The following is a 22,251-nucleotide window of genomic DNA, read 5'->3' on the forward strand; positions in this document are numbered from 1 at the left end:
GCCAAGCGCGAACGCATGGCCGGCACATGCCCCCATGAGTCGGAAAGTGGGCTGCGATTGCGGCCAGAACATGGTCATGGGGCGTCGAAAAGTTGAGATTTGACACGCTTACGGACCGCTATCTCGCCCGTCTCGTCGCCACGCCGCTGATTGCGACGCTGGTGATCGCAGCGATGCTGCTCACCCTCGACAAGATGCTGCGTCTGTTCGATTTCGTGGTGTCGGAGGGTGGGCCGGTCAGCGTCGTGTGGCGGATGCTCGCCAATCTGATTCCCGAATATATGTCGCTCGGCATCCCGATCGGGCTGATGCTGGGCTGCCTGCTGGCCTTCCGCAAACTGGCCATGTCTTCCGAACTCGACGTGTTCCGCGCGGTGGGAATGAGCTATGGCCGCCTCCTGCGCGTGCCCTATTATTATGCGATCGGGCTGGCGCTGATGAACCTCGCCATCGTCGGCTTCATCCAGCCTTATTCCCGCTATAAATATGAAGGCCTGCGCTTCGAACTGCGCTCGGGCGCGCTGGGCGCGTCGATCAAGGTCGGCGAGTTCACCAGGCTCGGCAAGCGCATGACGATCCGGGTCGAGAGCAGCCGGGATGGCGGACGCGAGCTCACGGGCATCTTCCTGATGACCGAGGGGACCGACGGAAAGAGCCTCGCCGTGACCGCCGAGCATGGGCAGTTCCTGGCGACCGACGATCCCGACACGATCATCCTGCGCCTGCAGAAGGGCGTGCTGGTCCATGACGCGCCCAGCTTCAAGGAGCCGCGCGTGCTCCAGTTCGTCGGGCATGACCTGCCGATCGACCTGCCGAAGATGGAGGCGTTCCGCCAGCGTGGCGGGCGCGACCTCGAGATGACGATGCCCGAGCTGGTCGTGACCGCATACCAGCCGCAGACCCCGGCAAAGCAGAGGGCCCAGTTCCGCTCCGAATTCCATTTCCGGCTGGTCGAAGTGGCGACGATGTTCCTGCTGCCGATGCTGGCGCTTGCGCTTGCGGTGCCGCCGAAGCGCTCGTCCTCGGCGCTGGGGGTGTTCCTGTCGATCGTGATGATCGTGACCCAGCACAAGATCAACGAATATGCGGCTTCGGTCGCGGCGCTCGGCCGGATCGATCCGCTGATTGCGCTGTGGGTGCCTTTCCTGCTGTTCGCCGGGCTTGTCTGGTGGATGTACCGCACGATTGCCTATGTGCCGGGCGGGCAGCCGATCGGCGCGCTGGAACGCGCCGCCGACAAGGCGGCCAAAGCGGTCGCCGGGTGGATTCGTCGAGTGGGCGGAAAGGGTCGCGCATGAGCGGTGCCAGCTTCTTCGCGTCGCGGACGATCACCTTCTACATGGCGCGCATGTTCCTCGTGCGCTTCGTCTCGGTGCTGGCTGCGCTGGTCATCGTGCTGCTGGCGCTCGACCTTCTCGGCGAATCGGGGGACATCCTCGCCTATCCCGGCAATGGCAATGCGGAGCTCTGGCTCTATGCGACGTTGCGCACGCCGCAGATCATCGCGCGCTTCCTGCCGTTCGCGGCGCTGCTGGCGACGCTGATCACCTTCGTCACGCTCAACCAGAACAGCGAGATCATCTCGATGAAGGCGGCCGGCGTGTCGGCGCATCAGATCCTCGCGCCGCTGGTGGTGGCAAGCCTGGGCGTCGCGGCCCTGTCCTTCATGTTCAACGAGCGGGTCGTCGCCCGCTCCACCGCCACGCTTACCGCCTGGCAGAACGCCAATTATGGGCCGATCCCGCGTGACCGGGGCGTGGTGTCCAATGTCTGGGTGCGCGACGGCGACGACCTGATCCATGCCATGGCGGCCCGTGGTCGTGGGGCGCAGACGCAGCTCGACCAGGTCACGATCTACGATCGCGACGGTGGCCGCCTGCTCTCGATCGTGAAGGGCAAGTTGGGCGTGCAGAAGGCCGGCGGCTGGCAGATTGCCGATGCCAGCCGCTTCGACGTCACAGTGGGCACCACCTCCACGCTGCCGGTCTTCGCCTTCGCGCAGGGCGTGACGCCCGACCGCTTCACCCTGTCCAGCGTCGATCCGGCGTCCAAGTCGATCCTTCAGTTGCGTTCGGCGATCCAGGATCTCGAGGCGGCCGGACGGCCGACGGGGCCGTTGCGCGCAGGGCTGTGGCACAAGCTGTCGGGACCGATCTCGGCGGTGCTCATGCCGCTGCTGGCGGCGGTCGCAGCCTTCGGCCTCGCCCGTTCCGGGCGGCTGTTCATTCGCGCGGTGATCGGCATGGCGCTCGGCTTCGCCTATTTCGTTGCGGACAATTTCGCGCTCGCGATGGGCAATCTCGGGGCCTATCCGCCTTTTCTCGCCGCCTGGGCGCCTTTCCTGCTGTTCCTCCTGATCGGAGAAACGGTGCTGATCCGCACCGAGGAATAGCTTTCGTCTCGCGAGCGTCGCAAAAGCGCCGCATTGCCAATCCAGATCGCAATGCCATATGTGGTCCCACGAGGGGCCGACATCATTCATTGAGGTTAAGCGTGAAGCTGTCCGCCATTAAGCCTGGCTTCTGGTCGAAGGAGCACCATCTCGATCGCATGACGCTCAAGGAGCTATGGGTCGCCTATTTCCAATATCCGGCGATCATCGGCTATCTCCTTTGTGCAGCCATCTCGATCGGGCTCTATTTCCGCTATCCGGCGCCGCTGGTGCCGACGCTGGCCGCGATCGGCGTATCGGTGTTCGTCTATCCGCTGGTCTGGTACTGCCTGCACCGTTGGGTGCTGCACAGCCGCTGGATGTTCAAGGTGCCCTTCCTGGCCGCAACCTGGAAGCGGATCCATTATGATCATCACCAGGACCCCAACCGGCTGGAGATCCTGTTCGGCGCGCTGCACACCACGCTACCCACCATCGCCATCGCGACCGCTCCGATCGGCTATGCGATCGGCGGCGTCGGCGCTGCGCTCGCAGCGTTCGCCACGGGGCTGATCACGACCTGCGTGTACGAGTTCTTCCACTGCATCCAGCACCTGGCCTACAAGCCGAAGATGAAGTGGGTCATGACGATGAAGGCGCGCCACATGGCGCACCATTTCCATGACGAGCGCGGCAATTTCGGCATCACAAGCTATTTCTGGGATCGCCTGTTCGGCACCTATTACGATCGCATCCTGAAGGATCGTAAGAGCGAAACGGTGTTCAACCTCGGCTATACCCCCGAGGTTGCCGAGCGCTATCCGTGGGTCGCACAGCTTTCCGGCGGCGTCGCCATGGGCCATCCGAGCCAGCGCATCCCGCACTGATGACTGTCACCGTCCGGTCCGTCTCCGGCAAGGGCGACCGCAAGCGGTTCGTCGATCTCGCCTATATGCTCAACAGCGGCGATCCGAACTGGATCCCGCCGTTGCGCATGGAGGCGATGGAACTCGTCACGCCCGGCAAGAATCCGTTCTACGAGCATGCCGATCAGCAGCTGTTCCTGGCCGAACGCAGCGGTAAGCTCGTCGGGCGGATCTCGGCGCATATCGATCATCTCTGGCTTACCATGCCCGCCGACCAGGGCGGTGGGCCCGGCATCGGCAATTGGGGCATGATCGAGGCGGTCGACGCGGAGGTCGCCAGGGCGCTGATCGAGCGTGCCGAAGGCTGGCTGCGCGACAAGGGCATGACCAGCGCTATGGCGCCGCTCAGCTGCTCGATCTGGGAAGAGCCGGGCCTTCTGATCCAGGGTCACGATCATCCGCCGACGGTGATGATGGGCCACGCCAATCCCGCCTATCAGGGCTGGGTGGAAGCGCTCGGCTATCGGGGCGTCAAGGATCTGCTGACCTTCGAGATCGACATCACGAAGGATTTCCCGCCGCTCGTCCAACGGATCGTGAGCTCCGGCGAGCGCAATGCGCGCATCCGCATTCGCAAGGTCGACAAAAGCCGGTTCGATGATGAAGCGCAGCTGATCCTGTCGATCCTCAACGATGCCTGGTCGGACAATTGGGGCTTCGTTCCCATTACGCCGGCCGAGATCGCGCACACCGGAAAGAAGCTCAAGCCGATCGTGTTCGAAGATCTCATCCGCGTGGCCGAGGTCGATGGTGAACCGGTCGCCTTCATGATGACGCTGCCGGACCTGAACGAGATGACCGCCGATTTCGGCGGAAGCCTGTTCCCGTTCAACTGGATCAAACTGCTCCGCCGTCTGCGCAAGCCCCGGGTACGGACGATGCGCGTGCCGCTGATGGGCGTCGTCAAGAAGCTGCAGGCGACCCGCCTCGCGTCGCAGCTGGCCTTCATGATGATCGAATATATCCGCCGAGATTCGGTCGCCGACTATGGTGCGACGCGCGGCGAGTTCGGCTGGATTCTCGAGGACAATCAGGGGATGCGCTCGATCGCCGAGACGATCGATGGTCGCATCAACAAGGTCTACCGCATCTATTCCAAGGACCTGTAAGCCGTCCGTCCAGGGGGCGGTTCGGTGCGAGAGCGGGGGCGCAGATGTCGTTGCAGAACTGGTGGGTGTTCGTCGTGGCGACCTTCTTCGTGTCCGCCATGCCGGGCCCGAACATGCTCCACGTCATGACGCAGAGCATGCGGCATGGTTTCGTGCGGGCTTTCGCGACCATGGCGGGCTGCATGCTCGCTCTGCTGCTGCTCTTCGGTGTCTCGGCGATGGGCATGAGCGCGCTGCTGTCCGCGCTTCCCGAGCTTCTGACCGCAATCAAGCTGGCAGGTGCGGCCTATCTGATCTGGATCGGCATCAAGAGCTGGCGCGACGACAGCGCGCCGGTCGAGCTTTCGGGCGAGGCGTCTGCCGGGCCGGTCCTGCGCCCCGCCGACCTGTTCCGCTCGGGCTTCCTGATCAGCATCAGCAATCCCAAGGCGCTGATCTTCGCAGCAGCCTTCTTTCCGCAATTCGTCAGCCCGGCCTTGCCCAAGGCCCCGCAGTTCGCGATCCTCGTCGCGACCTTCGTCGTGATAGAGACCGCCTGGTACATGACCTATGCGACGGGCGGACGCACGCTGGCGCGCTATCTGAAAAGGCCGGAATGGCAGAGGCTCGTCAACCGCGTGAGCGGGGCGCTGTTCATTGCCTTCGGCCTCTCGCTGCTCGCATGGCGGCAGCGCTGACATCCGCCCGATCGGGAGAGAGACGATGACCATCGACGATATCGACGACCGCCACGCCGCCGCCGCTTTCCGCCGGCTGATCCGCCACCTCCAGCATCGCGACGACGCGCAGAACATCGACCTCATGGGGCTGGCCGGCTTCTGCCGCAATTGCCTCTCCGACTGGCTGGCCGAGGCGGCTGCAGGCGAGATCGGCAAAGAGCAAGTCCGTGAGGCGGTCTATGGCATGCCCTATGCGGAGTGGAAGGCGCGCCAGCCCGCCGCGACCCCCGAGCAACTCGCCCGGATGGAGGCGAGCGTGGCGCGCAACCGCAGCGAATGAGGGTCTAGCCGACCAGTCCTGCCGCCCATCGGGCGAAGGCGAGCCAGGGTTCGGTTTGCCACACCGCAAAGCGCGCGACCTGCGAGCCGACCATGATCCCGCCGCCGATCAGCGTGGCACGATGGATGCTGCCGCGCTGCTTCAGGTCCCAGCCGATCAGCGCCATCAGGAACAGGTCGCTGAACCCGAAGATCACGACCGGACCGGGCACGAAGGCGGGCCAGGGCCAGCGGCCGAAGCCGGGGCTGGTCATCTCGATCATCGCCAGGAACATGTAGCGCTTGTGGCTGGCCGAATCCCATCGCCTGGCGAGGCCTGCGCCGATCAGCCCGGCGAAGACCGGAACGCTGATCAACGGAATGGCAAGCCAGCTCAGCGGCGAGACGATCGGCGGCCCCGAGGCGCGGCCGACCTGATAGAGCGCAGAAACCAGAGCGATCGCGATCATTGCTGGGAGAAGCCCTACGGTCGCCATGCCGAGACGGCGATGCAGATCGCGGCGGTCTGCCGACACCAGCAGCACCTGCGTCACGTAGAGCAGCATCCAGGCGGTGAAGATCAGCCCGTGCAGGTGGACGAGCGGGGTGAGCGACGGGATAGGGTGGCCGGGATCGATAACGCCACGCAGATAATAGGACGGCAGGAAGCCGATCACGATCGACGCCGCCATCGCGATCGCCGTTCCCCCGAAGAACCACCGCTCCGCGCTCATCGCCCGCGCGGCATCCGCCCTGCTCGCCATCTCCGTCCCCCTTTCGCATCTCTGTGCCGATGTACCGCAGGAAAGACGTTATGGTTGCGCCGATACCTTGGCGCCGCTGTCCTTCTACCGCAGCTTCAGCCAGGTCGGCGCGTGGTCGCTCGCCTTTTCGAGGCCGCGCGTGTCCTTGTCCACGCCCGCATCGACCAGCCGGTCGGCCGCCGCCGGGCTCAGCATCAGGTGGTCGATCCGGAAGCCGGCGTCGCGCTGCCAGGCGCCGGCCTGATAGTCCCAGAAGGTGTAGACCGGCCCGTGCGGATGCACGGTGCGGAGCGCATCGGTCCAGCCGGCGGCGCAGAGGCGGCGGAAGGCCGCGCGGCTCTCGGGCTGGGTGAGCGCATCGCTGGCCATCGCCCGCTCCGAAAAGACGTCGTCGGTCGAAGGGGTGGGGATGACATTATAGTCCCCCGCCAGCACCACCGGCTTCTCGGTCGCCCAGAGCGCGCCGGCATGGTCGATCAGCCGATCGAACCAGGCGAGCTTATAGTCGAATTTAGGCCCCGGAACCGGATTGCCGTTCGGCAGATAGATGGAGGCGACGATGACCCCGTCGACCTCGGCCTCGATGTAGCGGCTGTGGCTGGGGTCGGGATCGTCGGGCAGGCCCTTGCGCCGTTCGACCGGTTGCGCGCCGCGCGCGAGGATGGCGACGCCGTTGAAGCCCTTCTGTCCATGCCAGATCGCGCCATAGCCCGCCGCCTCGATATCGGCGATCGGGAAGGTCTCGTCGGAGGTCTTGATCTCCTGCAGGCAGGCGACATCCGGCGCCTTCTGCTCGAGCCATTCGATCAGCCGGGGGAGACGGGCCTTGATCCCGTTGATGTTGAACGTCGCAATCTTCATGGTGTCGGGATAGCGCGCTGCAGCGCCGACGTCACCCGTGCTGAAGTGCGATCAGGGGATCAGATCGAGAAGCTCGATCCGCAGCCGCAGCCGGAAGCCGCGTTGGGGTTGGTCACCCGGAAGGCCGCGCCGCCGAGCGACTCGACATAATCCACCGCGCCGCCCCGGACGAGGTCGAGGCTCATCGGGTCCACCACCAGCGAAACGCCGTCGCGAACCGTGACGATGTCATCGTCGGCGGGAGCATCGGCGAGTTCGAACTTATACTGGAAACCGGCGCAGCCGCCGCCATCGATCGCGAGACGCAGGATCGGCGGTTTGCCGGTCTTGGTGGCGATCATCGCCACCCGTGCTGCGGCGGACGGGGTGAGGTCGATGTCTGTGGTTGCTTCCATGGCCCTAAGATAGGCATGAAAAAGGCCGTCGACAATCGCCGGCGGCCCTTCTCCCCCCTTATATTCCGTATGTCTTATTCTTCGGGGCCACCGAGCGCGATCGCCTGGCTCTCTTCGCGGGCCGCCATCAGATAATTGGCCGACTGGAGGAAGGGCAGCGGGTTGACGGCGCGGCCGTCGATCCGGACCTCATAATGAAGATGGTTGCCGGTCGAACGGCCAGTCGAGCCGACATAGCCGATCAGGTCCCCGCGCTTCACGCGCTGGCCGTCCCGCGCGGCGATGCGCGACATATGGCCATATCGGGTGGCGACGCCCTTGCCGTGGTCGATCTCGACCATGTTGCCATAGCCGCCGAACCACTCGGCGCGATCGACGACGCCGTCGGCAGTCGCGTAGATCGGCGTGCCGGCGGGCGAGGCGAGATCGATGCCAGCATGCATGGCGGCGGCGCCACGGAACGGATCCGAACGCACGCCGAAGGCGCTGGTGAAGGTGAAATTGGCGATGGGCTGGATCGAGGGGATCGAGATCGCGCCGGCTGCACCACCGACATTCACGGCATCGAGCTTCTTCCACGACTGGAAGATCGCCTGGAACTGGGCCGCCGCACGGGCGTTGTCCGACATATCGTCCTGCGCAAGCGCAGGCTGTGCCGACGCCGCAACGAACAGCGATGCGGCGATGATCTTGATCTGTGCCTGGGAAATGGAGCGGGCAAGTCGGCGGGCGAAACGAACGGCAGTGTCAACTAGGTGCATAATTCCCCCGCGACCGGATGACTCGAACCGGAGAACCGGTCGACCCTGTTTCGCCGCTGTCAGGAATTGCCCCCCCTCACGCGACGTCGTTCTTGTGTTGGAGATCACAGGGAGCGGCAACCCCGGCCATCATTGCTTTCGTTAAACCGGCCCGCTCGCGCGCCGAATCGTTGAACGGAGCCTTAACCATTCCTCGGAAGTGGCGGCTGACGAGCGTTTTCCACTGATCCGCATAATCGAATCGCTGCTGGTCGCACAGGTGCCGGAACCAGCGCACGCCGGCTGCCACATGGTCGACTTCATCCTCCGCGATGCGGCGCATCACGCGAGTCGACCACAGGTCCCCCGCTGCCTCGAAACGGCTTATCAGAGAAGGGGTTACGTCCAGGCCTCTGGCCTCGAGCACCATCGGCACGACAGCCAGTCTCGCCATCGGATCATGTGCCGTTGCGGCCGCCGCCTCCCACAGCCCGTCATGCGCCGGCAGGTCGCCATAGGAGGCGCCGTAGCTTCTCAGGCGTCGCTCGATCAGGGCGAAGTGCATCGCCTCCTCGGCGCCCACAGTCATCCATTCGTCGACGAAGGCGGTTGGAAAATGCGCGCCGAACCGTCCCACCAGATCGAAGGCGAGGTCGATCGCGACATATTCGATATGGGCGAGCGCGTGGAGCATCGCGACGCGCGCGCGGGGAGAGCCGGCCCGACCCCGCTTGGGCATGCGCGAGGGCGGCAGCAGGGGAGGGCGTCCGGTGCGGGCGGGATGGTCGGGCATGGCGGTGCCGAAGCCCCAGGCGAGACGACCCAGCCGCCAGTCGCGGGCGGCCTTGCGGGCGGCTTTCACCTTTTCGGCCGGCGACGGCTGGTCGAGCACCGACCGGCAGGCCTCGGAAACATCGCTACCGGTCACGCCGTCGTCGGCCCCTCACAAAACTCGCTGTGGAGCGCGAGTATGGACCGGGCATGTCGCCCGGCTACCGCGCTGCGGTCGTCGCCATAGCCGCCGCCCAGCGCGCTGGCGAGGGGGATGCCGCGCTCGCGCGCGACCCGCATGACGAATCGATCGCGCCGCTCCAGCCCTTCGTCGGTGAGCGCCAGTCGGCCGAGGCGATCGTCATGATGCGGATCGACGCCCGCCTGGTAGAGAATGATGTCGGGTGCGTGGGTATCGACCGCTGGCACCAGATGGTCCGCAAGCGCCGCCATATAGCTTGTGTCGTTGCTCCCGTCGGGCAGGCCCAGGTCGAAATCGGACCGGGCCTTGCGCGCCGGGAAATTGCTCTCGGAGTGGATTGAGAAGGTGAAGATGTCTGGCCGGTCGTGCAGCAGTGCGGCGGTCCCGTCGCCCTGATGGACGTCGAGATCGACGATCATGACGCGCGCGACATGACCCTCGGCAATCAGCCTGTTCGCCGTGATCGCCAGATCGTTGAAGACGCAATAGCCCGCTCCATGGGCCGCCTGCGCATGATGGCTGCCGCCCGCTGCATTGGCGGCGAAGCCGTGGCGCAGCGCGAGCATCGCCGCGAGCCAGGTCCCGCCGGGGGCCAGGACCGCGCGGCGGGCGACATGGGCTGTGACCGGAAAGCCGATGCGCCGCTCGATCGCCGGCGGGACCTGACAGCTGCGGACCTGTTCGACATAGGCCGGGTCGTGCAGCGCCTCGATCCAGCTTGGAGGCATGGGCTCGGGTTCATGAATCTCGATCTCGACGCCGCTCCGTTCGAGGGCTGTCATGACGAGCTGATATTTATCGAAGCTGAAACGGCTTCCCGCAGCCGGCGGAGAGACATAATCAGGGTGGTGGACGACGCGGAGCATCCTGCGACGCTAGCGCCTTTTGCCGATGGAAAGCCATGAACGAAGAATTCATCCGTCCCGATGTCCGCGCCTTTCTCGACGACATCAATTCGCGGCCGGGACCGAAGACCTATGAGGTCGATCCGGCAACCGCGCGCGTCATGTCGGCGCGTCTGCGCGACCTGGCCGATGTCGACAGCGCTCCCCTCGCCACGCGTGAGGATCTGCTGATCCCGACACATGACGGCCGGACCATTGCGGCGCGCTTCTATGATTCGCGCGCCGAGCGCGACGACGGACCGCTGGTGATCTTCTACCATGGCGGCGGCTTCGTGCTCGGCGACCTCGATCTGTACGACGCGGCCGCGACCGACATCGCGATCGGGCTCGATCTGCCCGTATTGTCGGTCGACTATCGGCTTGCTCCCGAACATCCCTGGCCGGCGGGGCCCGACGATTGCGAGATCGCGACGCGCTGGGCGGCCTCGCAGGCCGTGCTGTTCGGTCGCCGCTTCGATTCGCTCGCGCTGTGTGGCGACAGCGGCGGCGGGACGCTCGCCATCGTCACCGCCATGGCGCTGCGCAACGAACCGGCCGCGCTGCCGGTGATCGCGCTGTGGCCGCTCTATCCGGCAGTCGACCTGCGCAAGCGCTTCGCGTCGACCGAGCGGCTGGGCAGCGGCTATATGCTGACGCTCGATACGCTGCGCTGGTTCAACGAACATTATGCGCCCGATTTCAACCATTGGCGCGCTTCACCGGGCCGCGGCGACCTGCGCGGCATGCCGCCGGCGCTGGTCGGCGGGGCGACGCTGGACCCGCTGCTCGATCAGGCGCGCGCCTATGCGATCGCCTGCGTGGAAGCGGGGGTGCCCGTGACCTATCGCGAGGCCCGGGGCAATATCCATGGCTGGCTCACGCTCCGTCGGGGGATACCGTCCTCCGAACAGGATCTGCAGAGTTCGCTCGCGGCGTTCCGCAATCTGATCGAGGAATATCGCCCGTGAAGCCGACGCTGCCCTATCGCCCCGCCGCGGCGATCATGCTGCTCAATGCGGAGAACAAGGTCTTCGTGGCCCAGCGCATCGATAATCTCGCCGAGGCCTGGCAGATGCCGCAGGGCGGCCTCGACAAGGGCGAGGACCCGCAGGCCGGCGCGCTGCGCGAGTTGGAGGAGGAGACAGGCATCCCGCCGCACCTCGTCAAGATACTGGCCAAGGCGCCAGAGGAGCTGCTCTACGATCTGCCGCCCGAGCTGGTCGGCAAGATCTGGGGCGGCAAATATCGCGGCCAGGCGCAGCATTGGTTCGTCGCCCGCTTCCTCGGACGCGACGAGGACATCGATCTGGAGACCGCCGAGCCCGAATTCCGCGCCTGGAAATGGGCGGACGCAGACCAGCTCGTGGATATGATCGTGCCGTTCAAGCGCGATCTCTATGCGCGCGTCGTCGACCTGTTCAGGCCCTATCTCACCTGATCACTATTGATAATCACTTGCATTAGTAAGGTTGACGCAGTAGCCGCTCCCCGAAATGAAGGGGAATGTCATGCGCCACCTGTCCCGCCTCCTGACCTCGGCCGCGTTCATGCTTGCTGCACCGGCCTTTGCCGAGGATGCGCCCGATCTCGACGACAGCGGTCGCGACATCGTCGTGACGGCGGCGCGCAGCATCCTGCCGGCCAACGCCCTTCCGCTGACCGTCGATGTCGTCGGCAAGGCCGATCTCGACCAGCAGATCGCCATCTCCGGCTCGGTTACCGACGCCATCGCGACGCTCACCCCCTCCTTCTCGCCGACGCGGCAGAAGCTGTCGGGGGCGGGCGAGACGCTGCGGGGACGCAGCCCGCTCTATGCGATCAACGGCATCCCCCAGACGACCCCGCTGCGCGACGGCAGCCGCGACGGCTTCACCATCGACGGCTTCTTCGTCGACCGCGTCGAGCTCATTTACGGTTCGAATGCTCTGCAGGGCATCGGTGGGACGGGCGGTATCGTCAACCAGGTGACCGTCGGTGCCCCGACGAAAGAGGGGATCAGCGGTCGGGTCCTGTTGCAGGGCAATGCCGATGACGGCTTCACCAAGGATGGCATCGGCGGAAAGGCCGCCGGCCTGCTCCAGTACAAGCAGGACCGTTTCGACGCTTCGGTGGGTGCCGCTTATGAGAAGCGCGGCGTGTTCTACGACGGCAAGGGGCGGCGAGTGGGCATCAACCTGACCCAGGGCGAGACGCAGGATTCGGGCAGCTTCTCGCTGTTCGGCCGCTTCGGCTATCAGCTGGGCGACACCGGCCGCATCGACCTGATTGCCAGCCGATACGAACTCAAGGTCGATGGCGATTACATCGCGGTGGCCGGCAACCGGAACACCGGACTGCCGACCAGCGCCCGGCGCGGCACACCACCGCTCGATCCCGCGCAGAGCCGCACCGAGAGCCTGGCGCTGTCGGTCACCGACACCGATCTGCAGGGCGGCAATTTCGTCAGCCAGATATTCTTCAACCGGACCCGCGATACCTTCGGCGGCGAGCCGGCGCCGATCGGCACCTTCCAGGATGTCCGTATCGCACCGCTCGGCACCCTGCTGGACCAGTCGCAGAACCGGTCGCGCAAGCTGGGCGCCAAGTTCAGCTATGAGCGGGCCATGCCGGGGTTCGAGGCGCTGACCGCCACGGTCGGCTTCGATGCGCTGGTCGACAAGACCGAACAGCGTCTGATCGCCACCGGCAGGACCTGGGTTCCGCCGACCGACTTCCGCAGCCTCGCGCCCTTTGCCCAGGCCAATCTGGCGCTGTTCGACAAGAAGGTCCGGCTCGCGGCTGGCGCACGCTGGGAAAATGTCCGGATCAAGATCGACGACTATGTCACCCTGGCCTCAACGACGACGCCCGCCGGTGGCGTTGCGGTGTCGGGCGGCACACCGAGCTTCGACGATGTGCTGCTCAATGGCGGTGTGGTCGTCGAGCCGTGGCAGGGCATACGCGCTTATGCCAGCTATGCCGAGGGCTTCACCGTCGCGGATATCGGCCGGATCACGCGCGCGATCGGAAAGGCGGGGGTCGACCTCGACAATTTCCTCGATATCAGCCCAGTGATCTCGAACAACCGGGAAGTCGGTTTCGAGGTGAAGCGCGGGCCGCTGGACGCGAGCGTCACCTATTTCTGGTCGAGCAGCAAGCAAGGCCAGATCCTCGTCGCCAACGCCGACGGCATCTTCAACGTGCTGCGCCAGCGCGTCGAGATCGAAGGGCTCGAGATCAATGCTGGCGTGCAGATGCCGGTGAAGGGCCTGAAGCTTTCGGTCGGTTATGCGCAGCTCAAGGGGCGCTACGACGCCAGCCCGGTCGCAGACGGCAAGGTTGGGACAGACTTGGACGGTGCAAACATCTCGCCCGACCGGGTCAACCTCGCGGCGATCTATCAGCAGGGTGCCATTTCCGCGCGCATCCAGAGCAATTTCTATCTGAGCCGGACCTTCAAGAGCAATGAGATCGCGCTCGACCGACGTAATGATTTCGGGGGCTATAATGTCACCGACGCGAGCATCCGTTATCAGACGGGGATCGGCGGCTTCACCTTCTCGGTCCAGAACTTGCTCGACAAGCAATATATCGACTATGCCAGCGACACCCAGCGCGCGACCGACAATTTCTTCTACTTCGCCGGTCGCGGCCGCAATTTCACCCTGACCTGGGACTATCGGTTCTGAGGCTGCTCGATCAGCTCCATCGCTGGGCCGGCGGGCTGCTGGGCATCCTGCTGCTCGTCCTCGGTCTGTCGGGGGCGGCCCTGGTCCATCGCGACGCCTGGATCGGCCTGCCCCATGCGGGGGATGCACGCGTGGCCGATCCTGCCGCGCTGGGCGCATTGACGGCGCGGTTGATGGCGGATCCTGCCAGCCGGCCGCAGAGCATCCTGTTCGCCAGCGACACGCTGGGGCTGGTGCGCCTGTCGGGGAAGGGGGGATCGGGTGCCTATGCCGACCAGAGCGGCGCGATCGTCACCCGCTGGTCGAGCCAGTGGGAGCGGCCTGAGCTCTGGCTGTTCGACCTGCATCATCATCTGTTGGCGGGCGACGTCGGCGAGACGATCATCGGGGTGGCGGGGGCGGTCGGCCTGTTCTTCGTGATCTCGGGCGCAATCCTGTGGTGGCGGACGCGCAAGAGCTTCGCCTTTCGGCTGTGGCCGGCGCGGATGACCCGACCGGCGATCCTGCGTCATCATCGCGACCTCGGCGTGCTGGTAGCCCCGATGCTGCTGCTGTCCTTCTACACCGGAGCAGTGCTGGTTTTCCGCCCCTTCGCCGCGTTGACCCTGGGGCCGGGTGCCCCTGCCGCGATCGAGGCGGCCTTGAAGCCGCCTCCTGCCAGCGGTGCCAAGCTGTCCGACGCGATCGACTGGCGAGCGATCGTCGCCACCGCGCACAAGCGTTTTCCCGAGGCGGAACTCCGCCTCGTCTCGCTGCCGCGCAAGGAAAGCGGCCTGATCGGCGTGCGGATGCGCCAGCCGGAAGAGTGGCTCCCCAACGGGCGGACGAGCCTGTGGTTCGCGGCGGACAGCGGGAGGCTGGTCGCTGCGCGCGACGCGCGCGACCTTGGATGGCAGGCCAAGGCCTTCAACCTCTTCTACCCACTCCATGCCGCCAAAGTCGGTGGCTTAGCCTGGCGGCTGGTGATGACGATCTCAGGGCTCGCGCTCGCGCTGCTCGGCGGCTTTACCTGCTGGAGCTTCTGGTTCGCCCGGCGCAGGACGCCGATACGCCGGGCCTGATCGCGTCAGAGCGCCCGTGCGGCGGCCAAGACCTCTTCGGCGTGGCCCTTGACCTTCACCTTGCGCCAGATGCGGGCGATCTGCCCATCCTTGTCGATCAGGAAGGTGGCGCGGTCGATGCCCATATAGGCGCGGCCATAGAGGGTCTTCTCGATCCAGGTGCCATAGGCTTCGCAGACGCTGCCGTCATTGTCCGACGCCAGACGCAGCTTCAGGCCATGCTTGCCGATGAACTTGGCATGGCGCGCGGCATTGTCCTTCGACACGCCGATCACCGACGCACCGGCGGCCGCGAAATCGTCGGCCAGTGCTGAGAAGGCCTGCGCCTCGGTCGTGCAGCCCGGCGTATCATCCTTAGGGTAGAAATAGAGGATGAGGGTCTTGCCCGCTTCCGCCGAAACGCTCGTGCTGCTGCCATCCGGCAGATCGAGCTTTACGTCCGGTGCCTTGTCGCCTTCGTTGAGCATCGCCTGTCTCCCTTGCTGATCCGTCATTAGGACGGCGGGCGGGGGGCTTTCAACCTTCCCCAGCGGACAGCGCGAGGCGGGCAGTCAGGTGGCGGTGCGACCAAGGCCATGAGGAGGGGACTGGGGGCGCCCCGTTACGCTGGGGCGCCCTTCGGTGAATACGACCACCGGTCCACTTACGCTTACGCAACACACTCTTGATGCTGCCTAGAATAGCAGCCAGTCTTTAAGCGAGCGTCGATCAGCCTGGTTAACTTCCGGAAACCCTGATTATTCTTTAGGCTTAGTCCCAAGGCGGCAGGGCCCGGAATTCCGTCATTTCGCAAGGCGCGCCGCTCTTTCCCATTCGCCGCGCACCAGCGCCCGCGCGCTTTCATAGCTTTTAACCAAGGCCTGCCAGTCGGGCTCGCCGCAGCTGCGTGCGACGAGGTCGCGCGAGGCGGGCGGCGGCTCAGCCGACGCCGGGGACACAAGGCGCTGGGTCACCAGCAGCCGGGTCAGCAATTCGTGCGCCGGGATCAGCGCGGGATCGATCAGCCCCTCTTCGGCTAGCGTGCGCATGGCGATGCGCAGGCGCGGGCTGAAAGCGCAGCGGTGTCGCAGCTGCAGCAGATGTACGGTGAATTCGCAGTCGACGAGGCCGCCCTCCACCAGCTTGACGTCGAACGGGCTCGATGGCGGCTTGTGCCGGGCGATGTCGCCGCGCATCTTGGCCACGTCGGCGGTCAGGCTTTCGTCGACGCGCTCCTGACGCAGCGTTTCGTCGATGATATGCTGAACGTCCGCGCACGCTTCGGGTGATCCGAAGATCGGACGGGCGCGGGTGAGCGCCATATGCTCCCATGTCCAGGCACTCTCGCGCTGATAGCGCTCGAAGCTTTCGATCGACACCGCGAGCGGCCCCTGCGTGCCCGAGGGGCGTAGCCGCGTGTCGACCTCGTAGAGCGGGCCGGCCGCCGTAGCTACCGACAACGCGGCCGACACACGCTGGGCAAGGCGGTTGAAATAGGTGGTCGCGCCAAGCGGACGCTGGCCGTCCGACTCGGTCATGATATCCCCGCTGAAGAGGTAGATGATATCGAGGTCGGAGGCATGGGTCAGCGCGCCGCCGCCGAGGCGGCCGAGCGCCACGATGACCAGCTCTCCGCCTGCGATCTTCCCATGGGTCGCCTCGAACTGGGCAACGGTGGCCCGTGCCAGCACGTCGAGAGCCGCCTCGGCGACGCGGGCATAGCCATGGCCCACCTCGATGGGATCCGAGGCCGCCTCGATCAGCTGCACGCCAAGCGCGAAGCGGCGTTCGCCGACGAGTTGGCGGACCCGGTCGAGCAGCAACTCGTAATTTTCGGACCGCTCGCCATGGGCGAATTCGCCGATCAGCGCCTCGACCGACGGCGGTGGCTCGAGCGCGGTCGCGTCGATCAGCCCGTCGAGCAGCGCCGGGCGGCGGCCCAGCGCCTGTGACAGCGTCGGGGCATGGCTCAGCACGTCGATCAGCGCGCGGGCGAGGGCAGGGCGCGCCTGGAGGAGCCGGAACAGGTTGATCGCGCTCGGCAGCCCGGCGACCAGATCTTCGAAGCGACTCAGGGCGTCCTGGGGTGCGGGCGCCTTGCCCAGCGCGCGAACCAGCGTCGGCAGCATCGCCTCCAGCGCCTGCTGGGCAACCGAGGTGCGCAGCGACCGGCTCTTGCCCTCGCGCATCGTCTCGATCCGCAGCCGCGCCGCTGCGGGATCAGCAAAGCCGGCGGCGGACAGCTCCGCTTCGAGCTTCTCCGCTTCCATCGGCAGCCGCTCTTCCGCGTCGCCGTCCAGACCGTCATAGACCGCTCCGACCCGCTCGACATGGGGGCGCAGCAGATCCGTCAGCGCCGCGCCGTCGCTCAGGCCATGCAGCCGCGCGACATTGTCGAGCGCCGCCGGATCCTTCGGCAGGCGGTGGGTCTGCATATCGTCGACCATCTGCAGGCGATGCTCGATCGTGCGGTACAGCCGGTAAGCCACCGCCAGGTCGCGGGCTACCTCCGCGTCGATCCGGCCTGCCTCGCCGAGCGCAGACAGCGCGTCGAGCGTCGCCGGCGCACGCAGCGCGGGCTCCCGCCCGCCGTGGATCAGCTGGTGGATCTGCGCAAAGAACTCGATCTCGCGGATGCCGCCCCGGCCGCGCTTCAGGTCGTAACCGGGTCCGAGCAACTGGCTTTGTGCGAAATGGTCGCGGATGCGGCGCGATATCTGGCGGATTTCCTGCACCGCCCCGAAATCGAGCGACCGGCGCCAGACGAACGGACGGATCGCCCCGAGAAATTCGGTACCCAGTGCGACATCGCCGGCGGCGGCGCGGGCGCGGATGAAGGCGGCGCGCTCCCAGGGCAGGGCTGCGGATTCATAATAGCTGAGCGCAGCGTCGATCGGCAGGGCCAGCGGCGAGGCTTCGGGCGACGGGCGCAGGCGCAGGTCGACGCGGAATACATAGCCGTTCGCGTCGCGGGTCTGGAGCAGTTCGAGAACCCGGCGGGTGATCCGCACCGCAGCTTCGACCGGTTCCTCGCGGGCCCGGTGTGGCAGGGTCGCGGGGTCGAAGATCAGGATCGGATCGATGTCGGAGGAATAGTTGAGCTCGCGGCTGCCATGTTTGCCCAAGGCGAGCGCGGCCATGCCTCGAGGTTCCTCGCCGGGCGCGCGTTCGAGGATCGCCGCGCGGATCGCGCAGTCGAGCGCATGGTCGGCAAAGGAGGACAGCTGGGCGACCACCTCCTCGAACGAGGCGATGCCCGCGAGGTCGGCGAGAGCGGTGGCGAGCGACACCACCTGTCGTTGCATGCGCAAGATCCGGCCCACATCGTCATCAGCGGAAGCGTCGGCCAAGCCCAGAGCGATCGTCTCGGCCAGGCCGAAGTCACCGAGGCGCTGGACGGTGTCCGAATGTCTGGTGATGAGGCTCGCGAGGAAGGGGGAATGCGCTCTTGCTCTCCGCAGGGCGTCATCCAGCTTATTGTGCCGGTTCTGTACATCCATAATGGATCGATAGGGTATTTGAACGGGAGTGCAACATCCGGAAACTTGCGCGGTTCAGTGCGTTATCTCCTTCATGGAAAAGCGTCCCTCCTCCGATCCTGCCACGATGGCGCGGCTAAGCCGCGGTCGAATCGTGCAGCCGCCGCAGCGGCACGAAGGCCTCGGCAACGCTCTGCGCTCCGCGTTCGACCCGGCGAGCTACGGCATACCGGACGATATGCGGCGGTTGCTCGGCAAGCTCGACGGCCAATAAGAAAAGGGCCTCTCCAGCGATCGGAGGGGCCCTTTTTCATCTCCCTAGATAAGATCTGCCGAAATTCTTCAGTCTCTGCTCAACTGATCCACGTCGGCCATGATCTGTTCGAGCGTCGAAGTCGACGGATCGGTATGATGCTCGCGACGCGACGGCAGCTGGCCATGGTCGAGCAACTGTTCAAGTGCGGTACGACCGCGCGCCACCCGGCTCTTGATCGTGCCAACCGCGCAGCCACAGATGTCCGCCGCTTCTTCGTAGGAAAACCCGCCGGCGCCGACGAGGATCAACGCCTCGCGCTGCGGCTGGGGCAGGTGCAGCAAAGCGCGCTGCATGTCCGCGAGTTCGATATGGCGATCCTGCGCGGCGGGGGCGGAGAGCAGCTTGGCGGCCGCATTCTCGTCCCATTCGCCGCGGAAACGGGCGCGCCGCATCTGCGACAGGAACAGGTTGCGCAGGATGATGAAGGTCCAGGCGCGCATGTTGGTGCCAGCCTGGAAGCGAGCACGTGCCGCCCACGCCTTCATCAGCGTTTCCTGCACCAGATCGTCCGCCAGGTCCCGGTTGCCCGACAGCGAGCGGCCGAAGGCGCGCAGATGCGGGATCACCCGGGCGAGTTCGGTCTTGAACTCGTCATCGGAAAGCGCCGCGTGGGGCACCACCTCGCTGGCTTCGACAAGATTGTCTTCGTCGTCCATGTGGTCAGGCACCCTGTTCGGCTTCGAAACTGCCGCTACTTTCGCCAATATAGCCATCGGCTCCCCGTTGGTTCGGCGGGGACTTCACCATCTCCGCCACGCCGCACCAACGACGAGGCTGCAGGCGAGTTCCCACCGAAACGGAAACGAAACGGATTTCTTCAGGCCTCGATCGTTGCGGCGTTGAAGAACAGCGCCTGGCTGATGGCAGCCTTCACCGTCGACCGCTGGAACGGCTTGGTGATCAGGAAGGTCGGTTCCGGGCGCTCGCCGGTCAGCAGGCGCTCGGGGAAGGCGGTGATGAAGATGACCGGTACGCTGAACTCGGCCAGGATGTCCTTGACCGCATCGATGCCCGAGCTGTCGTCGGCCAGCTGGATGTCGGCAAGGACCAGGCCGGGCCGCTGGGCATGGGCCTGCGCCACCGCCTCGTCGCGGGTCACGGCAACGCCGCTGACATTGTGGCCTAGATCGCGGACGATCGTCTCCAGATCCATCGCGATGATCGGCTCGTCCTCGATGATCAGCACCTCGGTCTGGGTCTGGCGGTCGATCTCCGCAATGGCCTCGGCCACGAGCGCGTCGACATCTTCGGGAGTCGTTTCGATCAGATAGGCCGCATCCTGAACGGTGAAGCCTTCCATGGCGGTCAGCAGCAGCGCCTGGCGCGACAGCGGCGTGATCCGGCTCAGTCGGGCGTTGGCGATTGCCTCGCGCTCGACGTCGGTGCCGACTGCGGCTTCTGCGAACTCGTCATAATGCGCGGAATTCCAGATAGCCTGGAAGGTGCGGTACAGGCCGACGCGCACGTCGACGTCCTTGGGGAAATCCTCGGGCGCTGCGACGATCGCTTCCAGCGTGGCGCGGACATAGGTGTCGCCGTGCTGCTGGCTGCCGGTCAGCGCGCGGGCGTAGCGACGGAGGAACGGCAGGTGCGGGGCGATTTTCTGACCGAGCGACATGTGTATCAACACTCCCTGAAGATATGAAAGCGGGAGACCGCCGTCGTACCGATAGGGAAGGTAGCAGCCCCACCGGTAACGCGGAAGTCGTCCGCCGCCTCAGATTCGAACTCATGAAAAAAGAGGCGCTCGGAGATGGGAACAATCGTCAGAGTTTTTTGTTTCATCGCCGACACGCACATTTTACCAGCACCGGGAAAATGATACGTGTCCGGATCGATCCAGGCGGGGCGGAGTCCATCGGCACCGTTGCGTGGGAGAACATTGGACAACCACATGCAGGTCAGGGGCCAAAGCCGGTTGGCAAAGGAAAGTTCAGGGACGCCCGAGGGCGACAAGAGTGGCGGCAAGTCCACGCAGCGGCGGCGGGAGGAATCCCCGCGCGACGCGAACGTGGGCGATGCCTTGCGTTCCGTCTATTCGCAGGCGGTGGACGAGCCGATTCCCAACGAGTTCCTGGATCTGTTGAACAAGTTGAATTGACCATGTCCGCAGAACCTTCCGTTCCCCTGCGGATCCGCGTCAGGGGCCGGGCAGGCTTCTGATGCGCGGCTTTCCTGATCGTCTGTCCTTCGCGCGGCTACCCAGCGGCACGAAGATGCTCATCATCATGTCGGCGGCGATGCTGCCGCTCGGCCTGATCGCCTTGCTGACCTCGCTGGACATGGCGCGCTCCGCTTCCGCCGAACGGCGCGCGGCAGCGCAGACTGCTGCAGCGCTTTATGTTTCCCAGATCGAAGCTCGCATCAATCGCGGGCTTGACGCGGTGCGCATGGCTGCGGCCAGCGCGCAGGACGCTCCCTTTCTCTGCGCGGCGATCGCCCGCCAGGCCCTCGCCACCCCTTCACGGCCTCCGGTAGCGTTGTTCGACGAGGCCGGGCGCAAGATTTGCCAGTCGCACGGCCCACCCATCCAGCAGGTGGCTGCCAGCCATCCCATGGTCGACCATGTGTGGCTGGACGCGGCGCGCAAGACCTTTCGCCTGACGGCGGTGCGGGACGACGGCAGTTTGCTGGCCGAGGCCGATGTCCCGATCGAAGACGTGCGGCGGGACGTCGCCGGCGATGTCGGTGTTCGTCCGACGAGCGTCACGTTGCGGCAGGGCGACGCCGAGGTCGAGATGTTCGGCGGTGCTTCGCACGTGCCGGACGGTGCACCACTTGTGATATCGCTCCCCGTCAGCGACGGCCGCCTTGCGCTCGTCGCCGAGTTTGCGCCCGCGTCGACCGGTGCACGCACGCTGCTCCTGATCCTGCTTCCCTTGCTGATGTGGGCGGCAGCGGCCTTCGCCGGCTGGTACATCATCAACCGTCTTCTGCTGTCGCCACTGGCCCAGATCAAGCGCTCGATCGAGGCGTGGGAGGGATCGCGGGGCACCTTTCCGCTGCCGCGTATCAACACGCCCAGCCACGAGATCCGCGATCTTGCAGAGAGCTTCGCCTCAGTCACCGCGCGCATCCAGCAACATGAGGCCGAACTGGAGGAGGGGCTTGCCCGCCAGACGCGTCTCACGCGTGAAGTGCACCATCGGGTGAAGAACAATCTCCAGGTGGTCTCCAGCCTGATCAATCTGCACGCGCGCGGTGCGGAGGGCGAGGTCGCCACCGCCTATGGCGCGATCCAGAGGCGCGTCGATGCATTGGCCGTGGTCCACCGCAACCATTATGCGGAGCTGGAGGAGAATCGCGGCCTCGCCATACGCGGGCTGGCCGGCGAGTTGGCTGCGTCTTTGCGCGGTTCGGCGCCTCCCGCAGCGGCAGGCATGTCGATCGCGCTCAACATGGCTGATCTCTACGTGACCCAGGACGTTGCGGTTCCGGCCGCCTTCCTGATCACCGAGGTGGTCGAGATGATGATGCACTGCAATCCGCACGGCTCGATTCTCATTTCGCTCGAACCGACCGAAGCAGCCGATCGCGCCAGGCTGAAGATCGAGACCTTCGGCATGGAGTCGGGCGCGATCGCGGGCTATCCTGCGATCGTCCGGTTCGAGCGGGTCGTCACCGGTATCGCGCGCCAGTTCCGCGCGCCTCTGGTGGAAGATCGCGAGGCGGGCCGATACGAGATCGAGATCGCCGCGCACCGCTGATCCGAAAAAAATCCTCTCACCCTCGGGAACCCGGGAAACGG

The 22,251-nt window shown here is 65.6% G+C and carries 23 protein-coding genes; 12 read left to right on the forward strand and 11 right to left on the reverse strand.

Annotation, left to right across the window (positions count from 1 at the left end; translation table 11 throughout):
* The first annotated feature begins 92 nt into the window (after positions 1-92).
* From lptF to ACNI3R_RS14165, 6 genes are all read left to right on the forward strand, one after another.
* Entirely contained in the window at positions 93-1,298 is a 1,206-nt protein-coding gene (gene lptF, locus ACNI3R_RS14140) for an LPS export ABC transporter permease LptF (RefSeq protein ID WP_426184401.1), read from the forward strand.
* Entirely contained in the window at positions 1,295-2,392 is a 1,098-nt protein-coding gene (gene lptG, locus ACNI3R_RS14145; RefSeq protein WP_426184404.1) for an LPS export ABC transporter permease LptG, read from the forward strand. The genes lptF and lptG overlap by 4 nt, the downstream gene beginning before the upstream one ends.
* 158 nt (positions 2,393-2,550) lie before the next feature.
* Positions 2,551-3,258 (forward strand): sterol desaturase family protein, encoded by a 708-nt coding sequence (locus tag ACNI3R_RS14150; protein ID WP_426184695.1) that lies wholly within the window; start codon positions 2,551-2,553, stop codon positions 3,256-3,258.
* The gene (locus tag ACNI3R_RS14155) at positions 3,258-4,406 is read left to right on the forward strand and encodes an N-acetyltransferase (protein ID WP_426184407.1); all 1,149 of its coding nucleotides are present in this window, start codon (positions 3,258-3,260) and stop codon (positions 4,404-4,406) included. Before ACNI3R_RS14150 ends, ACNI3R_RS14155 begins: the two co-directional genes overlap by 1 nt.
* 44 nt (positions 4,407-4,450) lie before the next feature.
* Positions 4,451-5,083 carry a LysE family translocator gene (locus ACNI3R_RS14160; protein WP_426184410.1) on the forward strand — a complete coding sequence of 211 codons (633 nt, stop codon included), beginning with the start codon at positions 4,451-4,453 and terminating at the stop codon, positions 5,081-5,083.
* Positions 5,084-5,108: 25 nt separating this feature from the next.
* On the forward strand, positions 5,109-5,405 hold the full coding sequence (locus tag ACNI3R_RS14165; protein ID WP_426184412.1) for a DUF1244 domain-containing protein: 297 nt from the start codon (positions 5,109-5,111) through the stop codon (positions 5,403-5,405).
* A 4-nt stretch (positions 5,406-5,409) separates the two neighbouring features.
* Here ACNI3R_RS14165 and ACNI3R_RS14170 read toward each other — a convergent pair whose 3' ends face one another.
* The 6 genes from ACNI3R_RS14170 to ACNI3R_RS14195 all read right to left on the reverse strand — a co-directional run bounded on the left by ACNI3R_RS14170 (position 5,410) and on the right by ACNI3R_RS14195 (position 9,982).
* A complete protein-coding gene (locus tag ACNI3R_RS14170) occupies positions 5,410-6,147 on the reverse strand; it encodes a hypothetical protein (RefSeq protein WP_426184414.1) in 738 nt (245 codons plus the stop codon).
* A gap of 84 nt (positions 6,148-6,231) precedes the next feature.
* Positions 6,232-7,008: an exodeoxyribonuclease III gene (gene xth / locus ACNI3R_RS14175; protein WP_426184416.1), complete on the reverse strand. Its 777-nt coding sequence runs from the start codon at positions 7,006-7,008 to the stop codon at positions 6,232-6,234.
* A gap of 59 nt (positions 7,009-7,067) precedes the next feature.
* Positions 7,068-7,403, reverse strand: coding sequence for an iron-sulfur cluster insertion protein ErpA (gene erpA / locus ACNI3R_RS14180; protein ID WP_374649504.1), 336 nt, complete (start codon positions 7,401-7,403; stop codon positions 7,068-7,070).
* A gap of 74 nt (positions 7,404-7,477) precedes the next feature.
* The gene (locus ACNI3R_RS14185) at positions 7,478-8,164 is read right to left on the reverse strand and encodes a M23 family metallopeptidase (protein WP_426184418.1); all 687 of its coding nucleotides are present in this window, start codon (positions 8,162-8,164) and stop codon (positions 7,478-7,480) included.
* A gap of 76 nt (positions 8,165-8,240) precedes the next feature.
* Positions 8,241-9,071, reverse strand: a complete 831-nt coding sequence (locus ACNI3R_RS14190) for a ferritin-like domain-containing protein (protein ID WP_426184420.1) — start codon at positions 9,069-9,071, stop codon at positions 8,241-8,243.
* The gene (locus ACNI3R_RS14195; protein WP_426184422.1) at positions 9,068-9,982 is read right to left on the reverse strand and encodes a histone deacetylase family protein; all 915 of its coding nucleotides are present in this window, start codon (positions 9,980-9,982) and stop codon (positions 9,068-9,070) included. The genes ACNI3R_RS14190 and ACNI3R_RS14195 overlap by 4 nt, the downstream gene beginning before the upstream one ends.
* Before the next feature lie 35 nt (positions 9,983-10,017).
* On the opposite strand from ACNI3R_RS14195, the gene ACNI3R_RS14200 reads away from it, so the two are divergent.
* From ACNI3R_RS14200 to ACNI3R_RS14215, 4 genes are all read left to right on the forward strand, one after another.
* The gene (locus ACNI3R_RS14200; protein ID WP_426184424.1) at positions 10,018-10,968 is read left to right on the forward strand and encodes an alpha/beta hydrolase; all 951 of its coding nucleotides are present in this window, start codon (positions 10,018-10,020) and stop codon (positions 10,966-10,968) included.
* On the forward strand, positions 10,965-11,438 hold the full coding sequence (locus ACNI3R_RS14205) for an RNA pyrophosphohydrolase (protein ID WP_426184426.1): 474 nt from the start codon (positions 10,965-10,967) through the stop codon (positions 11,436-11,438). Before ACNI3R_RS14200 ends, ACNI3R_RS14205 begins: the two co-directional genes overlap by 4 nt.
* 70 nt (positions 11,439-11,508) lie before the next feature.
* Positions 11,509-13,668 carry a TonB-dependent receptor gene (locus ACNI3R_RS14210; RefSeq protein WP_426184428.1) on the forward strand — a complete coding sequence of 720 codons (2,160 nt, stop codon included), beginning with the start codon at positions 11,509-11,511 and terminating at the stop codon, positions 13,666-13,668.
* The gene (locus tag ACNI3R_RS14215) at positions 13,665-14,729 is read left to right on the forward strand and encodes a PepSY-associated TM helix domain-containing protein (RefSeq protein WP_426184697.1); all 1,065 of its coding nucleotides are present in this window, start codon (positions 13,665-13,667) and stop codon (positions 14,727-14,729) included. Before ACNI3R_RS14210 ends, ACNI3R_RS14215 begins: the two co-directional genes overlap by 4 nt.
* Positions 14,730-14,734: 5 nt before the next feature.
* Here ACNI3R_RS14215 and ACNI3R_RS14220 read toward each other — a convergent pair whose 3' ends face one another.
* The 5 genes from ACNI3R_RS14220 to ACNI3R_RS14240 form a co-directional block, all read right to left on the reverse strand.
* Entirely contained in the window at positions 14,735-15,196 is a 462-nt protein-coding gene (locus ACNI3R_RS14220; RefSeq protein WP_426184430.1) for a peroxiredoxin, read from the reverse strand.
* Positions 15,197-15,511: 315 nt separating this feature from the next.
* Positions 15,512-18,208 carry a bifunctional [glutamine synthetase] adenylyltransferase/[glutamine synthetase]-adenylyl-L-tyrosine phosphorylase gene (locus ACNI3R_RS14225; RefSeq protein WP_426184432.1) on the reverse strand — a complete coding sequence of 899 codons (2,697 nt, stop codon included), beginning with the start codon at positions 18,206-18,208 and terminating at the stop codon, positions 15,512-15,514.
* Between the two features lie 321 nt (positions 18,209-18,529).
* The gene (locus tag ACNI3R_RS14230) at positions 18,530-19,159 is read right to left on the reverse strand and encodes a sigma-70 family RNA polymerase sigma factor (RefSeq protein ID WP_426184434.1); all 630 of its coding nucleotides are present in this window, start codon (positions 19,157-19,159) and stop codon (positions 18,530-18,532) included.
* Between the two features lie 161 nt (positions 19,160-19,320).
* A complete protein-coding gene (locus tag ACNI3R_RS14235; protein ID WP_426184436.1) occupies positions 19,321-20,121 on the reverse strand; it encodes a response regulator in 801 nt (266 codons plus the stop codon).
* 5 nt (positions 20,122-20,126) lie between these two features.
* Positions 20,127-20,399 carry a hypothetical protein gene (locus ACNI3R_RS14240; protein WP_426184438.1) on the reverse strand — a complete coding sequence of 91 codons (273 nt, stop codon included), beginning with the start codon at positions 20,397-20,399 and terminating at the stop codon, positions 20,127-20,129.
* Between ACNI3R_RS14240 and ACNI3R_RS14245 the strand changes: the two genes are divergently transcribed.
* Positions 20,398-20,604: a NepR family anti-sigma factor gene (locus tag ACNI3R_RS14245; protein ID WP_426184440.1), complete on the forward strand. Its 207-nt coding sequence runs from the start codon at positions 20,398-20,400 to the stop codon at positions 20,602-20,604. The two genes, ACNI3R_RS14240 and ACNI3R_RS14245, sit on opposite strands and share 2 nt — an antisense overlap.
* Before the next feature lie 61 nt (positions 20,605-20,665).
* On the forward strand, positions 20,666-22,210 hold the full coding sequence (locus ACNI3R_RS14250; RefSeq protein WP_426184442.1) for a sensor histidine kinase: 1,545 nt from the start codon (positions 20,666-20,668) through the stop codon (positions 22,208-22,210).
* The last annotated feature ends 41 nt before the right edge of the window (positions 22,211-22,251 follow it).

It is taken from the genome of Rhizorhabdus antheiae, from assembly GCF_049889055.1.
GTDB lineage: Bacteria > Pseudomonadota > Alphaproteobacteria > Sphingomonadales > Sphingomonadaceae > Rhizorhabdus.

Excerpts from the sequence above, each read along its gene's own strand:
- ACNI3R_RS14220 (WP_426184430.1), bottom strand. The coding sequence starts at position 15,196 with ATGCTCAACGAAGGCGACAAGGCACCGGACGTAAAGCTCGATCTGCCG.
- ACNI3R_RS14225 (WP_426184432.1), bottom strand. The coding sequence starts at position 18,208 with ATGGATGTACAGAACCGGCACAATAAGCTGGATGACGCCCTGCGGAGA.
- ACNI3R_RS14185 (WP_426184418.1), bottom strand. The coding sequence starts at position 8,164 with ATGCACCTAGTTGACACTGCCGTTCGTTTCGCCCGCCGACTTGCCCGC.
- ACNI3R_RS14240 (WP_426184438.1), bottom strand. The coding sequence starts at position 20,399 with ATGTGGTTGTCCAATGTTCTCCCACGCAACGGTGCCGATGGACTCCGC.
- ACNI3R_RS14170 (WP_426184414.1), bottom strand. The coding sequence starts at position 6,147 with ATGGCGAGCAGGGCGGATGCCGCGCGGGCGATGAGCGCGGAGCGGTGG.
- ACNI3R_RS14165 (WP_426184412.1), top strand. The coding sequence starts at position 5,109 with ATGACCATCGACGATATCGACGACCGCCACGCCGCCGCCGCTTTCCGC.
- erpA (WP_374649504.1), bottom strand. The coding sequence starts at position 7,403 with ATGGAAGCAACCACAGACATCGACCTCACCCCGTCCGCCGCAGCACGG.
- ACNI3R_RS14230 (WP_426184434.1), bottom strand. The coding sequence starts at position 19,159 with ATGGACGACGAAGACAATCTTGTCGAAGCCAGCGAGGTGGTGCCCCAC.
- ACNI3R_RS14235 (WP_426184436.1), bottom strand. The coding sequence starts at position 20,121 with ATGTCGCTCGGTCAGAAAATCGCCCCGCACCTGCCGTTCCTCCGTCGC.
- ACNI3R_RS14150 (WP_426184695.1), top strand. The coding sequence starts at position 2,551 with ATGACGCTCAAGGAGCTATGGGTCGCCTATTTCCAATATCCGGCGATC.
- ACNI3R_RS14250 (WP_426184442.1), top strand. The coding sequence starts at position 20,666 with ATGCGCGGCTTTCCTGATCGTCTGTCCTTCGCGCGGCTACCCAGCGGC.
- lptG (WP_426184404.1), top strand. The coding sequence starts at position 1,295 with ATGAGCGGTGCCAGCTTCTTCGCGTCGCGGACGATCACCTTCTACATG.
- ACNI3R_RS14210 (WP_426184428.1), top strand. The coding sequence starts at position 11,509 with ATGCGCCACCTGTCCCGCCTCCTGACCTCGGCCGCGTTCATGCTTGCT.
- ACNI3R_RS14245 (WP_426184440.1), top strand. The coding sequence starts at position 20,398 with ATGCAGGTCAGGGGCCAAAGCCGGTTGGCAAAGGAAAGTTCAGGGACG.
- ACNI3R_RS14195 (WP_426184422.1), bottom strand. The coding sequence starts at position 9,982 with ATGCTCCGCGTCGTCCACCACCCTGATTATGTCTCTCCGCCGGCTGCG.
- ACNI3R_RS14155 (WP_426184407.1), top strand. The coding sequence starts at position 3,258 with ATGACTGTCACCGTCCGGTCCGTCTCCGGCAAGGGCGACCGCAAGCGG.
- ACNI3R_RS14160 (WP_426184410.1), top strand. The coding sequence starts at position 4,451 with ATGTCGTTGCAGAACTGGTGGGTGTTCGTCGTGGCGACCTTCTTCGTG.
- ACNI3R_RS14200 (WP_426184424.1), top strand. The coding sequence starts at position 10,018 with ATGAACGAAGAATTCATCCGTCCCGATGTCCGCGCCTTTCTCGACGAC.
- xth (WP_426184416.1), bottom strand. The coding sequence starts at position 7,008 with ATGAAGATTGCGACGTTCAACATCAACGGGATCAAGGCCCGTCTCCCC.